Consider the following 15165-nt stretch of genomic DNA (forward strand, 5'->3'; position numbering starts at 1 on the left):
CCGGCGCGGCTCAGAATTTGGCGTCGGACAGCGCGTCGATCAGCGCCTTGTCGGGAAAGGTCTTGAGGCGGTAGCGGGCCGGGTAGCCTTCCTGGCTCTGGCTCAATTCCTCGACCTGCGCGCGCAGGTCGGCCCACGCCACCAGCTTGGTCTGCCCTTCGTCGCCGTCGACGCCGGTCGACAACGCCACCAGCTCCACTTCCGGCAGCAGCGTATCGACGCTGTCGGTCCAGACGCCATAGCTGACGTAACGCCCGGTGTCGTTCTTCTCGACCAGCGTGTAGTTGGCGACGAAGACATCGATGCCGAGTTGCTGATGGCGGATATCCAGCAATTTTTTCTGGCTGGCGTAGTCTTCCGCCAGATAGATCTTTTGCAGGTTGCGCAGCGAGCCCAACAACTCCGCATCGTCGGGCACGTATTCCACCGCGCCGCCGTTCTGGAAACGGTACATCAACGCCGACACCGCACGCCCATCCTCCTCGGCCAGCGTGTGCGCCAGCGCCAGCATCGCCGTCAGCCCGGCATGGTTGTTGGACGAGGCCACCAGCAAGCGATCGCGGGTCGGCATCATGACCACCGGCTCGCCGCCAACCTCCAACCGATAAAAAATGTCGGCGAACAGGATGCGCGAAGTGTCGTAGGAATCGCCCCAGGCGCCGACGTACAGGCCGGCCGAGACCGGCTCGAACTTCGCCACCGTGGCGTCGCGCAGGTTGTCGACGGCGGCGGCCAGCGCCTCGTCGAACGACACGCCCCAGTCGCTCAAGGTGGCGCCGGTCAGCGTCTGGATCGAGAATTCGCTGTCGTACGCCAGCATGATCACGCTGTCGCTGCTGAACGGCGCGCTGGCGTCGATGTACGGTTTGCCGGCGATCAGCGTCTCCGGCACCAGCCGCAGGTATTCCAGCGTGCCGCGCCCGCGCAGCACCGGCAGCAGCGCGCCGCGCGCTTCGGCGAAGGTGGGCGGCAGGCCGGAGGTCACGAAGGCCTTGACGAAGTTGGCCAGCAGCGCCGGCCGGGCGGCGCGCGGCGCGGCGTTGTATTCGCGGTAGACATTGTGCAGGTTGTAGATCGCCGGGCTGCCGCCGACGCCTTCCAGCCGGAACTCGGCGGCATCGTAGCGCAGCGGCGCGCCGTGGCCGCCGTCGGCGAAAGCCTGCAGCGCCAGCTTGGCGAATTTCTCGGGGGACGGCGGCGCGCGGAAGAAATCCAGAATGCCCAAGCTTATTCCTTGACGGTCTCGGCCAGCGCCTCGATCGGGCCGTGCGCGCTGGCGTGCAGGCGGAAGCCTTCGCGGATATTTTCCCGCAGCACCGCGCCCTTCCACGGCTTGGTGTAGAAGCGGTCGATGGCGCCGTGGTTGATCGCGGCCATGATCGGCGTCAGGTCGGCGTAGGCCGACAGCATGATGCGGAAGGTGTCCGGCGCCAGGTTCTTGACCCGCTCCATGAACTCGGTGCCGCTCATCAGCGGCATGCACTGGTCGCACAGGATCACCTGCACCCGGTGGCGCGCGAGAATATCGAAACCTTCGGCGGCGGTCTGCGCGGTCAGGATGCGGTAGCCGTCCTGCGACAGGAAATCGGTCAGCACGTCGAGCATGAAGGCGTCGTCGTCGACGATCAGCAGCGTCTGCTGTTCCTGCTGCGTCTCGTCGCTCGGCGCCTGCAGGTAGCGGCCTTCGCGCAGCATCGCCTCGAACTCGTCCTCGGGCAGCGGCCGGCTGAAGTAATAGCCCTGCATCTCGTCGCAGCCGTGGCGCCGCAGGTAGGACAGCTGCGCCTCCTTCTCGACGCCCTCGGCGATGACGTTGAGCTTGAGGCTGTGCGCCATGTTGATGATGGCCAGCACGATGGCGGCGTCGTCCGGATTGCTGGTGACTTCGCGCACGAAGGCGATGTCGATCTTCAGCTTGTCGATCGGGAAGCGCTTCAGATAGGCCAGCGACGAGTAGCCGGTGCCGAAGTCGTCGATCGAGATCTGGATCCCCAGCGCCTTCAGGTTCTGCAGCACGGTGATGGTTTCCTCGGCGTTGGACATCAGCGAGCTTTCGGTCAGCTCCAGCTCCAGCAGCTCGGGCGCGATGTCGTGCTCGCGGATGGCCTTGAGCACCTCTTCCTCCAGCCCGCCGACGAAGAACTGGATGCCGGAGACGTTGACCGACAGCTGCACCGCGCCGACGTTGGTCTTGCCCCAGTGCGCGATCTTGCGGCAAGCCTCGTGGATCACCCAGGTGCCGACCCGCACGATCAGCCCGGTCTCTTCCAGGATCGGGATGAACAGCGCCGGAGAGATCATGCCGTGGCCGGGCCGCTTCCAGCGGATCAGCGCCTCGGCGCCGCTGATGCGGCCGCTGCCGATATGCACCTTGGGCTGGAAGTGCAGCACGAATTCGTCGTTGTCGATGGCGCGCCGCAGCGCGTTCTCCAGGTCCAGCCGCGCCAGCGATTGCGCATTCATTTCGGCGGTGAAGAAGCGGAAGGCGTCGCGCCCGGCTTCCTTGGCGCGGTACATGGCGGTGTCGGCGTATTGGATCAGCGTATCGGACTCGACGCCGTCGTCCGGATACACCGAAATGCCGATGCTGGCGGTGACCGTCACCTCGTGGCCCTTGAGGTCGAACGGCCGGCGCAACGCCTCGCGGATCTTGTCGACCACCGCGATGGCGTTCTGCGCGCCTTCGGGCAGCATCAGGATGGCGGCGAACTCGTCGCCGCCGAAACGGCCGATGGTGTCGCGCACCCGCAGACAATCCACCAGACGGCTCGAGAACTGGCGCAGCAGCTCGTCGCCGATGGTGTGGCCCAGCGTGTCGTTGACGTTCTTGAAGCGGTCGACGTCGAGGAACAGTACCGCCAGCGACCACTTGTGCTCGGCCGCCTGGCGCAGCGAGTGGCTCAGCGAATCGTAGAACTGGCTGCGGTTCGGCAGGCCGGTCAGCGTGTCGAAGTGGGCCAGCTTGAGCAGGCGCTGTTCGGCCTCCTTGCGCTCGGTGATGTCGCGCGCCACCGCCACCAGGATCCAGCTCGGGCCGGAGCGCAGGGTGCGGCGCTGCACCTCGACCGCCAGCGGCGCGCCGTCGCCGCGATGCAGCAGCAGCTCGCTCATGGCGCCGCTCTGGTCGCCCGACAGCAGCTTGTCGTACAACTCCTCCAGCTTGTTCAGGCCGCCCTCCAGCGAGCGGTTCGGGCCGACCCGCAGGAAGTCCTCGCGCTCGAAGCCGAGCATGCGGCAGGCGGTGGCGTTGACGTCGACGAAGCACATGCCGGCGCGGTCGACCAGGAAGATGGCGTCGGCGGTGGCGTCCATCGCCAGCCGGAAGCGGCGCAGGTCTTCATCCAACCGTATGCGCGCGTTCATGTCCAGCGTCAGCTGGGCGTGGTGGCGCTTGATCTCGTCGTACAGCAGCAGGTTTTCGTAGGCCACCGAGATCTGCGCCGCGACGGTGGCGGCGACCCGCTCGTCGACTTCGGAAAAGCCGTCGGCGCCCAGTTTGTCGACCAGGTACAGCCAGCCGTGGGTGCGCTCGCGCGAGGCGATCGGCACGCCGAGAAACGAGTGCACCGGCGGATGCGTCGGCGGCAGGCCGATGCTGGTCGGGTCGCCGCTGAGGTCGTTGATGCGCACCGGTTGCCGCTGATCCAGCAGGCCGCGCAGCACGCCGGCGCGCGGCGTCTGGGCGATCTGCCGGGTCGGCACGCCGGCGCCGCAGCTGGCGAAATACGCCAGCTCGGTGGCGCCCTGCTCCAGCATGCCGATGCAGGCATATTTGGAGACGCAGATGTTCTGCGCCACGCGGCAGCCGATCTCCACCAGCGCGCCCGGGTCGCGCTCGGCGCCCAGCTCGATGCCGAGCTCGATCAGCGCGGTCAGGCGCAGGCTCACCGCCTGCAGGCTCGACAGCGAATGCGACAGCCGCTGCGTCATGTGCGACAGGTTCTCCGGCGCGGCAGCGGCGGCGTCGGCGTCGCCCGCCATTTGCGAGATCAGCTGGCTGCTCGATTCCAGCTCGTCGAGATACTCGGCCACCTTGTGGTCGATGTTGTCGAAGCGGCCCGCGCGCGGCGGGTCCGGCGAGAACGCCGGCAGCGCGTCCTCTTCGGCCACCGCGGCCAGGCCCAGCGCCTCGTGCACGGTGCGCAGGATCACCTCCGGATCGGACGGCTTCGGCAGCACCCAGCGCACGCCGCAGGACTGCGCCACCGCCGTCGCCTCGCGCTCGCGGTAGGTGGCGGTGTAGAAAATCACCGGCACGTCGGCCAGGTGCGGATTGGCGTGCAGCCGCGTGACGAATTCATAGCCGTCCATGTTGGGCATCAGGATGTCCGAGATCACCAGGTCCGGGCGCTCGGTCTGCACCACCTTCAAGCCCTCGGCGCCGTTGGACGCCTCCAGCAGCCGGTGGCCGCCGTAGCTCAGCAGCGTCATCAGGAATTCGCGGTTCAGCACGTGATCGTCCACGATCAGGATCGTGGCTATGTCGTTTTTAGGCGGGGTCGACATCGCCCCGTTCAAAAAAGACTCGATTTGTGTGACGAAGGTGTCCGGTTCGATCGGTTTGCCGATGTAGCCGTCGAAGCCGGCCTCCAGTAATTTCTCGCGGTCGCCGACCATGGCCAGCGCCGTCACCGCCAGCGCCGGGATGTGCGCGACGGCCGGGTCCGCTTTCAGCGCGGCCACCACGCCGTAGCCGTCCAGCTTGGGCAGGTGGACGTCGCAAATGATCAGGTCGGGCAACTCGCGCTGCGCCGCCGCCACCCCCGCTTCGCCGTCGCTGGCCGACAGCGGCGTATAGCCGAATGCGCGCAACAAATACACCATCAACTCCATGTTGGTGGCGTTGTCTTCTATGATCAGGATGCGTGCTGACACGTTGGAACTCCCTTGCTTTTCTATTGATGGGCCTTGGCAACTTCCTCACCATAGTACCCGCAAAACCGATGCCCGCGTGGACGCCTCATAGGGAATAACCATACAGCAACAGGAAACGGAAATACTCACACAAAATCACCGCCGCGCGGCGGCTTCGATTTCCTGTAGCGCGGCGCGCATGATTTCCGGGTGACGCCCCAGCGCCACGTGGCCTATGGCGCCGAACACCAGATTGCGCGCCCCCGGCAGCGCGCTGGAATCCTGCGGCGCGACGATGTTATCGTGGACAGAATAAATGGAAATGAACAACGTCCGTTGCAAATCTGCCTCAGATGCATCCAGCAAGTTAAGCCATTCGCTGCCGCGCCGCATCTGCACCGCGTTGCAGCCGGGACCGAAGTGCGCCAGCGCCGTGCCGTAATGCGGCGTGCCGAGCGTCAGCACGCGCGCGACGCGGTCGTGGCCGTGCCGGCGCAGATAGGCGCGCGCCACCAGCCCGCCCATGCTGTGCCCGACGACGACGACCTGCGCGCTGCCGGTTTCCGCGCACAGCCGCTCGACCGCCGCGTGCACCTGCGGCACGAAGTCGTCGATGGCGGCGCCGGGCGGCTCCAGGTCGATGCCGTAGTGGCTGATGCGCGCCCGGGTCAGCGACTTGCTCATCGGAAGCCAGTAGCCGCTGTTGCAGGCGTAGCCGTGGATCAGCAGCACCGGCAAGCCGCGCGCCTGCGGCTGCAGGCGCAGGCCGATCGGATGCAGCATGTACCACGACGAGGTCAGCATCGAGGACAGGAATTCGTGCAGGAACAGTCCGAGCGCGCGCGCCGGATCGAGCGCGTGCGCGGCCGGCGTGACGCTGCCGGCGCGCCGGCTCATCAGAAAGTTGTTGGCCGAGATCCCCGCCCGAACCAGCAGCACCACGGCGAAGCCCAGCGCCAGGCTGGCCGGCCATGCGCAATGCCACCAGACGTGGGCGCCGGCCGCCAGCGCCAGCATGGCGCCGGCCTGGAGCACCAGCAGCAGGATGATCATGCGTTTAATCATGCCGCATGATACCGCGCCGCGCCGTGCGCGCCCGTCACGCGGCGGCGGCCACCGGCACCGCCGCCGGCTTGCCGGTCAGCTCGCGCGCCAGGCCGCTGGCCAGCCGCGCCACCATGGCGTAGATCGACAACTGCGGATTGGCGCCGATCGAGGTCGGGAACAGCGAGCCGTCGTGCACCGAGACGTTGGCCAGCCCATGGTAGCGGCCGTCGGCGCCGGTCACGCCGAGCCGCTGGTCGTCCGACATCGCGCAGCCGCCCATCACGTGCGCCGACACCACGCGCGTCGCCAGCAGCTTGAACGGCAGGCCGTCGATGCCGGCCTTGGCCTGCGCCCAAGTCGTGTAGGCCTGGCCCTGCTCGTGCACCGGCGTGACGCTCCTGGCGCCGGCGGCGAACTGGATCTCGGCCATCGTCAGCAGCGCGCGGCGCGCGCCGTCCCAGATGAAGTCGCCGATCGGATAATCGAGCACCGGCGCGCCGCCGGCGGCCAATGCCACGCTGCCGCCGGGCGCGTCGGCGTGGAAGCCGTCGCGTAGCAGCGCCAGCAACGCGTGCACATGCGGGAACTGCCGCATCATCGCCGCGTGCTGCGCGCCGAAGCCGGCCATCGTGGTCGACAGCAGCAGCGGGTGCAGCGGCGGCGCCTCCAGCTTGTAGCCCATCGGCCCGTCGATGCGGTCGGTGTGCAGGAAGTGATCCGAATACACCGTCTGCGGCGCGCCGGCGTAGCCGTCGACGCGCTGCTCGAACACGCCGGCCGAGATCACGGTCGGATGCAGGAAGGTGCGCTTGCCCAGCAAGCCGTGCGGATCGGGCGCGGTCGAGCGCAACAGCAGCGCCGGCGTGTTGATCGCGCCGCCCGCCAGCACATAGTGCTTGGCGCGCAGCGTGATGCGGCGGCCGGTCGGCGCCAGGCCCGCCGCGTCCAGCGCCACGCAGTCCAGCTGCGCCACCCGGTCGCCCTTGATGACCAGCCGTTCGGCGCGGGCGCGGGTCAGCAAGGTCGCGCCGTGGCGCAGCGCCGACGGGATGGTGGTGACCAGCATCGACTGCTTGGCGTTGGTCGGACAGCCCATGCCGCAGTAGCCAAGATTCCAGCAGCCGTTGACGTTGCGGCGGATCAGCGCGGTCGGGATGTCGAGCTTGCTGGCGCCGCGCCGCAGCAGGTCGTTGTTTTCGTTGGGCGGCGCGGTCCAGTCGCCGATGTTGAGACGCCGCTCCATCATGCCGAACCATGGCGCCAGCGCGTCCGGCGTGTAGTCCTTGAGACCGAAGTGCTGGTTCCAGTAAGCCAGCGTGATGTCGGGCGTGCGGAAGCTGCTGGTCCAGTTGACGGTGGTGCTGCCGCCGACGGTGCGGCCCTGCAGGATGTTGATGCCCTTGTCGCGCGTCTTGCGCGCGGCCGATTCCTGGTACAGCGCCGGATAGGCGTCCGCCTCGCGCATCTTGAAGTCCCGCGACGACTTCAGCGCGCCCTCCTCCACGATGATGACGCGCAGGCCGGACAGCGCCAGAATCTCGGCCGTGACGCCGCCGCCGGCGCCGCTGCCGACGATCACCACGTCCGCTTCCAGCGTGCTGTCGGCAGTGAGTTGCGCGCAGTCGGTGACGCGCCAGCCGGCGGCCAGGCCGGCTTGTATCGGATCCGGAATCACGCTCATGCCGTCAGCTCCTTGAGCGGACCGGGATAGCCGATAGACTGCCATGTCGCCGGATCGGCGTACCAGGCGCCGAAGATCAGGTCGTGCAGCGCCAGGTAGGCGACTTGCAGCGTCGCCAGGCGGTGCGTGCGCCAGCTTTGCAGGAAGGCTTCCACCTCGCTCGGCTCGGCTTGCGACCAGCCGCCGGAGACGCCGGCCAGCAGGCGCCGCGCCGGTGCCAGCGCCAGCAGGCCGAACAGATCCTGCACCTCTTTTTGCGTCGCCAGCGGCAGGCCGAGGATGGCGTCGCGCACGTGGCCGGCGCTGGCTTGCACGGCGGCGACGCGGGCGGTCGCGTCGGCCGGCAGCGCCGGCCCGAGCATGGCGGGAATCACGGCGCCCAGCACCGCCAGCGCGTCGTGGTCGAGGGTGAAGCGGTTCGGCGTGGCCGCCGGTCGCGACCAGCGATAGGCGGCGCCGCCGGCTGCGAGCAACAACGCGCCGGCCACGCCGACCTTGAGGAAAGATCTGCGGGTGTTCATGTCTCCGTCCGTCTGATAATTTTTATTCTGGCAGTGTACGTGACGGGCCCGGCAAAAAAATAGAGGGCTGCGTCTAGCAGCGTCGCCAAGGGTGCGGCGCTTGGCTTCTGGAAATTATAAAATGAATAATCTTCACTTTTTTGATCTCGCCATGACACTCGATACCCAAGCCAGTCCGCTCGCGACCCTGCAATCGATCGGCATCATCAACGCCGAGCATCACCGGCGTGCGCTGGCCGATCCGCACGCGACGGAGCTGGATGGCTTGCCGGGCCTGGCCGACAACCTGATCTGGCTGATCGGCCGCGACATCGTCTCCGACCAGGACCTGCGCAACGCCTGCACCTATGTCGCCGGCGTCTACGAGGGCGAGGAACAGGACCGCTATGGCGACATCCTGGAACAGGCGCTGGCGGCGATGGCGCACGCGGGCCGTTCGCTCAACCACAAGAGCATGGCGACGCTGCGCGCGACCGGCCTGTTGACCCAAGCCGAACACGATCTGCTGCTGCCCAAGATACCGCCCGAGCGGGCGCTGGCCACGCCGGCCGCGGCCCTGGCCTGGATCGACCACACCGGCCAGCTGCCGCGCGCGCGGGTGCTGCAAATCCGCCACGCGTTGACGGACGGCGACGGCGAGCGCAGCGCCGTCCTGCAAGAGCTGCTGGTGCTGGACCAGGAACGCAAGGCCCAGCTCGGCGCCTTCTGGCGCGACATGCTGCCGCCGTGGATGTGGATCGCGCTGCCGCTGCTGGCCGTGGGCGCGTACCTGTGGTTCTCGGCCTAGCCGGCCGCGTTCCCTCGTCAAGCGGTCGGCGCGACCACGGCCGGCAGATACGCATCGCAGAACGCGGCCGGCATGCGGCGCGCGCGGCCGCTGCTGATCTCGATGCAGATCAAGTCCCAGCGACCACGCAGCACGGTGGCGCCGTCGCTCTCGCGCACCAGCTGGAAGCGGCGCTCCATCGCCAGCTTGCCGTCGGTGGCGCACAGCCAGGTCGCCAGCAGCAGCGCGTCGCCGGCGGCGGTCGGCAGGATGTAGTCGTATTCGGCGCGGCGGATCGCCATCGCCCGGTCCAGGCGGCGATAGTCGGCCAGCGCCAGCCCCAGCGTCTCCGAATGCGCCCAGCCGATCTTTTCGCACCACTGCACGTAGACCGCGTTGTTGGTATGGTCGAGGCCGTCGATGTCGGCGGCGGATGGCGCCAAGGCCATGGTGTAAGGTTGCGGAAAATCCCAGTCCGGCTGCATGCTTGCCCAATTCTTATTCGCTACGGCGATATGCCGCCTCGGCAAGGACCAGGGCGACCGCGATCAGCGCGGCCCCGACGAGGCTGAGGTAGCGCGCATCGATGAACATTAGCACAAGTCCGCCCAGCGCTCCCGAGCAGGCCAGCCCGCCGTAGGTGGCGGTGTTGTTCAGCGCCAGCAGCAACGGCGCCACCTGCGGCCCCAGCTTGACCAGCCGATGCTGTTGCGGCACCAGCAGTCCCCAGCCGACCAATCCCCACAAGATCAGCGCCACCAGCGCGCCCGCCATCGACGCCGAGGTCCAAGGCAGCGCCAGGAAATTGACGATGCCGACGCCCAGTCCGAGATTGATGATGCGGCGGTTGTCGAAGCGGTCGACCAGCCGCCCCGCCAGCGCATTGCCGACCGTCGCCGCGACGCCCCACACCAGCAGCATGCCGGCGAGGACGCGCCCGTCGCCGCCGGTGACCCGATGCAGCACCGCGCCAAGATAGGTGTAGACCATCAGGAAGCCGCCGAATGCGAACAGCGACGTGAGCAGGGTCAGCGCGACGCGCGCATCGCGCAGCGGCGCCAGCCGCCGGCGCAGCGTCACCGGCGCCGGCTCGGGGATGGAACGGAACACCGTCGCCACGCCGGCCATCGCGACCAGCCCCAGCAGCGCGACCAACCACAGCGTGCTTCTCCAGCCGCCGAAGCCGCCGATGAAGGTGCCGATCGGCGCGCCCAGCGCGGTCGCGCCCGCGAGGCCGGCGGTCACGGTGGCCAGCGCGCGCCCTCGGCGCTCCGGCGTCGCCAGCATGGCGGTCACGCCCAGGGCGGTGGGCGAGAACATCGCCGCGCCCAGGCCCGCCAGCGCGCGGCTGAGCAGCACGGTGTTCAGGTCGCTGGCCAGCGCCGTGATGGCGTTGCCGACAACGAAGACGCCGAGCGCCGACACCAGCAGCGATTTGCGCGGCCACCCCGCCGCCAGCGCCGCCATCACCGGCGCCATCACGGCATAGGCCAGCGCGTACACGGTCACCATCTGCCCGGCGAGGCTGACGCTGGTATGCAGCGATCCGGCGACGCCGGGCAGGATGCCGGCGACGACGAAATTGTCCGTCCCCATTGCAAACATGCCGAGTGCAAGTGTCAGTAGTCGACGATCCATGGCGATAGCTTTTTTTGTTGAACAGACCGGTATTTTCCGTGCGCGCCGGGCGCGCGAACAGTGGCCCGAAGGACCACTTCCGATATAATCGAGCCATGCGCAAGACAGACCATTCAAGCCAGCGGCTGACGGTGGCGGTGATCGCCTTCGACGGGATTTCGCCGTTCCACCTGTCGGTGCCCTGCCTGGTATTCGGCGGCAACGGCCGCGACCCCGGACTATCGCGGTTCAAGGTGGTGGTGTGCTCGGCCGACCACGGCCCGCTGCGCACCGAGGCCGGATTTACGATGGATACCGACCACGACCTCACCGCCGTCGACAACGCCGACATCGTGGTCATGCCGTCCTGGCACGACGACTGCCGTGCGGCGCCATCCGACTTGCTGGAAACGCTGCGACGCGCGCACCGCCGGGGCGCCACCCTGGTGGGCCTGTGCCTGGGCGCGTTTCCGCTGGCGCAAGCCGGCGTGCTCGACGGCAGAAGCGCCACCACCCACTGGCAAGCCGTGGACGCGCTGGCCGCGGACCACCCCAAAATCAACGTCGATCCGGACGTGCTGTATGTGGACCAAGGCGATGTGCTGACCTCGGCGGGCGTGGCCGCCGGCCTGGATTGCTGCTTCCACCTGCTGCGCCGGCTATCCGGCGCGGAAGTGGCCAATGGCCGCGCCAAGCGGCTGCTGATTTCGCCCCACCGCCAGGGCGGGCAGGCGCAATTCATCGAACGGCCTCTGCCGGTCAGCAACAGCGACGGCCGCCTGGCGCGGGTGCTGGAATGGGTGACGCAACATCTGGAGCAAAGCCACAGCCTGGCGTCGCTGGCCGAACGCGCGGCGATGAGCCGGCGCAACTTCACACGTCACTTCCGCCAAGCCACCGGCACCTCGTTCAAGCAATGGATATTGAACCAGCGCCTCGCGCAGGCGCAACGGCTGCTGGAAAGCAGCGACGCGCCGATCGAACTGGTGGCGCAGCAAGCGGGCTTCGGCACCGGCTTATCGTTGCGGCAGCATTTCCGCGCCGCGCTGGCCATCTCGCCGTCGCTGTACCGCAAGCAATTCCGCTCGGCCTAGGGCTTGCGCTGCCCCACCATGTGGCGCGCGATGCCGCGCAGGATGTTGACTTCCTCTTTTTCCAGCTGGGCGCGGGCGAACATGCGCTTCAGGCGCGGCATCAGCTTGCGCGGATTGGCGGCGTCGAGAAAGCCGACCTGCACCAGCGCCTGTTCCAGATGCTGATACATGCCCTCGATCTGCTCGATGCTGGCCGCTTCGCCGTGGAAGCCGATTTCGTTGGCGTCGCCGGCAGGCTGGCGCGGGCTGGGCGCGCCGTCCAGCAGCGCCATGCGGCATTCGTAAGCCAGCACCTGCGCCGCCTGCGACAAATTCAGCGACGAGTACTCCGGATTGGCGGGAATATTGATCAATACATTACATTTCTCGACCAGCTCGTTCGGCAGGCCGAAGCGCTCGTTGCCGAAGATTAGCGCCGCGTGCAGCTCCGGCTGCGCCGCCAGCTGCCCCGCCATCTGGCGCGGCGTCAGCACCGGCGGCGAGAATTCGCGCAGCCGCGCCGAGACGGCGGCGGCGAAGTTGATGCCGTCCAGCGCCTCGGCCACCGAACCGACCACGCGCGCGCCGCTCAAGATATCCTGCGCGCCGCTGGCGAAGGCCACCGCCTCCGGATCGAGCAGCGCATTGTCGAAGCGCGGCGTGACCAGCACCAGGTCGCTGAAGCCCATGGTTTTCATGGCCCGCGCGACGGCCCCGATATTGCCGGCGCGGCTGGTTTCGACCAGAATAAATCGCAGCTGTTTAAAAAGATTGGTGTTGATTTCGGGCAGGTTCATTTAAAATAGCGCTATTGCGCGGTATCGATACAAGAATTTCCCCGGATTTTACCCTGTCGCCGCCGCTCCGCTCTTTAATTCACTCTTGACTCCATTGTGCCGCCCGGCAGGTTTTGCCCCGGGTGGGCGATGGCGTTCTTTTAACGGAAAAGCTTATGCACCCAATGCTCAACACGGCGATCAAAGCCGCCCGCCGCGCCGCCGCTGTCATCAACCGCGCCTCGTTCGATCTCGACCGCGTGATCGTCACCGAGAAAAACCACAAGGATTTCGTCACCGACGTCGACCAGGCCGCCGAACAGGCGATCATTGAAGTGTTGTCCAAAGCTTATCCCGACCACGCCTTCCTGGCCGAGGAATCGGGCGCTTCCGCCAAACTGAACGACGAGAGTGAATATGTCTGGATCATCGACCCGCTCGATGGCACCACCAACTTCATGCACGGCTTCCCGCAATACTCGATCTCGATCGCGCTGGCGCATCGCGGCGTGATCAGCCAGGCCGTCATCTACGATCCGGTGCGCAACGACCTGTTCACCGCCACCAAGGGCGCCGGCGCCTACCTGAACGACAAGCGCATCCGCGTCACCAAGCTGGACCGCATCTCCAACGCGCTGCTGTCGACCGGCTACGTGGCCGGCAACGCCAAGGCGCTGGACGAATACCTGAAGATGTACGGCATCATGGCCGAACGCTGCCACGGCGTGCGCCGTCCGGGCAGCGCCGCCCTGGACCTGGCCTACGTCGCCGCCGGCCGTCTCGACGGCTTCTACGAAAAAGGCCTGAAGCCTTGGGACATCGCCGCCGGTTCGCTGATGGTGACCGAGTCGGGTGGTATCGTCGGCGAGTTCAGCGGCGAGTCGGATTACCTGTACAAGGGCGACATCATCGCCGCCAGCCCGAAGATCTTCGGTCAAATGGTTAGCTTGTTGACACCATTCGCGTAATCCAGGACAGTTTGTTACAAAATAAGGGAGCATTTGCTCCCTTATTTATTTCCTCTACGAAACTTAGCTTCCATATAGCTGCTATACTGCAAGCTGCGGCCCCCTGACCAGTCCTCAGCCGCAATCTAAAAAAACAATCGATTGCCTGCGACTGGCGCCTACACGGCGACAGGCCGATCTTCTCATAAAGTTACCATGTCATTTTCCTCCCTCGGTTTGTCCGACGCTATCGTCCGCGCTGTTACCGAAGCCGGCTACACCTCGCCCACCCCTATCCAGGCCCAGGCGATCCCTGCGGTCCTGAACGGCGGCGACCTGCTGGCAGGCGCGCAAACCGGCACCGGCAAGACCGCCGGCTTCACGCTGCCGATCCTGCACCGCCTGTCGACCGACGCCAAAGGCGCGGCGATCACCAGCAACACCACCTCGCGTCCGATCCGCGCGCTGATCCTGACCCCGACCCGCGAACTCGCGGCCCAGGTCGAGGAAAGCGTGCGCATCTACGGCAAATACACCAAGCTGAACTCCACCGTGATCTTCGGCGGCGTCGGCATCAACCCGCAGATCAAGCAGCTCAAGCACGGCGTCGACATCCTGGTCGCCACCCCGGGCCGCCTGCTGGACCACATGGAACAGCGCACCGTCAACCTGTCGCAAGTGGAAATCCTGATCCTGGACGAAGCCGACCGCATGCTGGATATGGGCTTCATCCGCGACATCAAGAAGGTGCTGGCGGCGTTGCCGCCGAAGCGCCAGAACCTGCTGTTCTCGGCCACCTTCTCGGACGAGATCAAGGCGCTGGCCGACGGCCTGCTGAACAAGCCGGCGATGATCGAAGTGGCGCGCCGCAACTCGGCGGTCGAAGTGATCGCGCAGATGATCCACCCGGTCGACCGCGACAAGAAGCATCCGATGCTGGCGCACCTGATCAAGTCCAACAACTGGAACCAGGTGCTGGTGTTCACCCGCACCAAGCACGGCGCCAACAAGCTGGTCGAACAGCTCGGCGGCGACGGCATCGGCGCGATGGCGATCCACGGCAACAAGAGCCAGTCGGCGCGCACCAAGGCGTTGTCTGAATTCAAGGACAACAAGCTGCAAGTGCTGGTCGCCACCGACATCGCCGCGCGCGGTATCGACATCGACCAACTGCCGCACGTGGTCAACTACGATCTGCCGAACATTCCTGAAGACTATGTGCACCGCATCGGCCGCACCGGCCGCGCCGGCGCCACCGGCGAAGCCGTGTCGCTGGTCTGCGTGGATGAGCACGACATGTTGAAAGACATCGAAAAGCTGATCAAGCAAACCCTGCCGCGCGCGGTGATTCCGGGCTTCGAGCCGGATCCGAACGCACGTCCGCAACCGGTGCAGCTGCGCAGCGGCGCGCCGGGCCATCGTAACGGTGGCGGCGGCGGCGGTCGTGGCGGCCAGGCGCGCGCCAAGACCGGCGGCGCGGGTGGTGGCGGCGGCGGCGGCGGCGGCAAGCCACGCGCACCGGGCGGCGCACCTGCGGGTGGCGGCGGTCCGCGCAGCGGCGGCAACGCCCCGCGCTCGGCAGCCCAGCACCGCTCAGGCGGCCGCGGCCGATAAGCAAGATAAGCCACCCACGCGGTGGCTTTTTTTTGGTTCATCGCGGATTAGCGGGATGAACCTGTTGTAAACGCAAGAGAGCAGTAAGGAAGAGTTATTGTGTTTGTGCGACCAAACCCAAAACCCAACCCACTGCTCTCATGGCCAATCATAATCTCAGCCTCCCGTTCTGGGAAGGCTTTCTCGTTTCCAAGCTAGACCCTGTCGGCGCTGAGCTGCATGTGTGCCTGATTCCCGATCCGGCGTGCCCGCTGATCTGCTCGCATTGT

Annotated in this window: 12 protein-coding genes; 4 read left to right on the forward strand and 8 right to left on the reverse strand. The window is 66.8% G+C overall.

What is annotated here, in order from left to right; translation table 11 throughout:
- Positions 1-10: 10 nt before the first annotated feature.
- The 5 genes from GW587_RS07150 to GW587_RS07170 all read right to left on the reverse strand — a co-directional run bounded on the left by GW587_RS07150 (position 11) and on the right by GW587_RS07170 (position 8103).
- Positions 11-1225, reverse strand: coding sequence for a DUF1444 domain-containing protein (locus GW587_RS07150; RefSeq protein ID WP_166100384.1), 1215 nt, complete (start codon positions 1223-1225; stop codon positions 11-13).
- A gap of 2 nt (positions 1226-1227) precedes the next feature.
- On the reverse strand, positions 1228-4875 hold the full coding sequence (locus GW587_RS07155) for an EAL domain-containing protein (RefSeq protein WP_166100387.1): 3648 nt from the start codon (positions 4873-4875) through the stop codon (positions 1228-1230).
- A 135-nt stretch (positions 4876-5010) separates the two neighbouring features.
- On the reverse strand, positions 5011-5907 hold the full coding sequence (locus GW587_RS07160) for a lipase family alpha/beta hydrolase (protein ID WP_308495374.1): 897 nt from the start codon (positions 5905-5907) through the stop codon (positions 5011-5013).
- Positions 5908-5953: 46 nt separating this feature from the next.
- Positions 5954-7582: a GMC family oxidoreductase gene (locus GW587_RS07165; RefSeq protein WP_166100393.1), complete on the reverse strand. Its 1629-nt coding sequence runs from the start codon at positions 7580-7582 to the stop codon at positions 5954-5956.
- Entirely contained in the window at positions 7579-8103 is a 525-nt protein-coding gene (locus GW587_RS07170; protein WP_166100395.1) for a hypothetical protein, read from the reverse strand. The genes GW587_RS07165 and GW587_RS07170 overlap by 4 nt, the downstream gene beginning before the upstream one ends.
- 151 nt (positions 8104-8254) lie before the next feature.
- On the opposite strand from GW587_RS07170, the gene GW587_RS07175 reads away from it, so the two are divergent.
- Positions 8255-8890, forward strand: a complete 636-nt coding sequence (locus tag GW587_RS07175) for a hypothetical protein (RefSeq protein ID WP_166100397.1) — start codon at positions 8255-8257, stop codon at positions 8888-8890.
- 17 nt (positions 8891-8907) lie between these two features.
- Here GW587_RS07175 and GW587_RS07180 read toward each other — a convergent pair whose 3' ends face one another.
- Positions 8908-9354 (reverse strand): acyl-CoA thioesterase, encoded by a 447-nt coding sequence (locus GW587_RS07180; protein WP_166100399.1) that lies wholly within the window; start codon positions 9352-9354, stop codon positions 8908-8910.
- 13 nt (positions 9355-9367) lie between these two features.
- Complete coding sequence (locus GW587_RS07185; protein ID WP_166100402.1) at positions 9368-10507, reverse strand: MFS transporter; 1140 nt, start codon at positions 10505-10507, stop codon at positions 9368-9370.
- A 95-nt stretch (positions 10508-10602) separates the two neighbouring features.
- Here GW587_RS07185 and GW587_RS07190 point away from each other — a divergent pair, with 95 nt between their 5' ends.
- On the forward strand, positions 10603-11580 hold the full coding sequence (locus GW587_RS07190; protein WP_166100405.1) for a GlxA family transcriptional regulator: 978 nt from the start codon (positions 10603-10605) through the stop codon (positions 11578-11580).
- Here GW587_RS07190 and GW587_RS07195 read toward each other — a convergent pair.
- On the reverse strand, positions 11577-12356 hold the full coding sequence (locus tag GW587_RS07195) for an RNA methyltransferase (RefSeq protein WP_166100407.1): 780 nt from the start codon (positions 12354-12356) through the stop codon (positions 11577-11579). The two genes, GW587_RS07190 and GW587_RS07195, sit on opposite strands and share 4 nt — an antisense overlap.
- 164 nt (positions 12357-12520) lie before the next feature.
- On the opposite strand from GW587_RS07195, the gene GW587_RS07200 reads away from it, so the two are divergent.
- Positions 12521-13303, forward strand: a complete 783-nt coding sequence (locus GW587_RS07200) for an inositol monophosphatase family protein (RefSeq protein WP_166100512.1) — start codon at positions 12521-12523, stop codon at positions 13301-13303.
- A gap of 195 nt (positions 13304-13498) precedes the next feature.
- Positions 13499-14896, forward strand: coding sequence for a DEAD/DEAH box helicase (locus GW587_RS07205; RefSeq protein WP_166100410.1), 1398 nt, complete (start codon positions 13499-13501; stop codon positions 14894-14896).
- The last annotated feature ends 269 nt before the right edge of the window (positions 14897-15165 follow it).

Origin of the sequence: Duganella aceris, from assembly GCF_011090165.1 — a bacterium.
Lineage (GTDB): Bacteria > Pseudomonadota > Gammaproteobacteria > Burkholderiales > Burkholderiaceae_D > Rugamonas > Rugamonas aceris.